Annotated in this window: 1 protein-coding gene; it reads right to left on the bottom strand. The window is 69.3% G+C overall.

What is annotated here, in order from left to right; translation table 11 throughout:
- A partial coding sequence (locus AC4FS3_RS29350) for an HAD-IC family P-type ATPase (protein WP_491023469.1) occupies window positions 1-541 on the bottom strand: 541 nt, incomplete at both ends.

The following is a 541-nucleotide window of genomic DNA, read 5'->3' as shown; positions in this document are numbered from 1 at the left end:
GACGCCAAACGTGATGGCGGCGACGGCCATCACCGCCGGCACGAACCACATGGTGATGCGGTCGACCAGGCCCTGGATCGGCAGCTTGGCGCCCTGCGCCGTCTCCACCATGCGGATGATCTGCGCCAGCACCGTGTCGGCGCCGACCCGCTCGGCCCGGTACGTGAAGGCGCCGGCCTGGTTGATGGTGCCGCCGATTACCTCCGAACCTTCGGATTTGGCCACGGGAACCGGCTCGCCGGAGATCATCGACTCGTCCACATGCGAGGCGCCGGAAAGCACCACGNCATCCACCGCGATGCGGTCGCCAGGTCTTGCCTGCAACACGTCGCCCGCCGCCACCGCCTCCAGCGGGGTTTCGACGAAAACGCCGTCGCGCTGCACGTGGGCGACCTGCGGCTGCAGGTTCATCAGGTGGCGGATGGCGTCGCTGGTCCGCCCCCTGGCCCGCGCCTCCAGAAAGCGCCCGAGCAGGATCAGCGTGACGATGACCGCCGCCGCTTCGAAATACACGTGGGCTGAGCCCTCCGGCAGCGCCTGC

Source organism: Pseudogemmobacter sp. TB195 (assembly GCF_058313095.1).
Note: the sequence above shows the minus strand (reverse complement) of the source record. Positions and strands in the feature narration are given on the sequence as shown.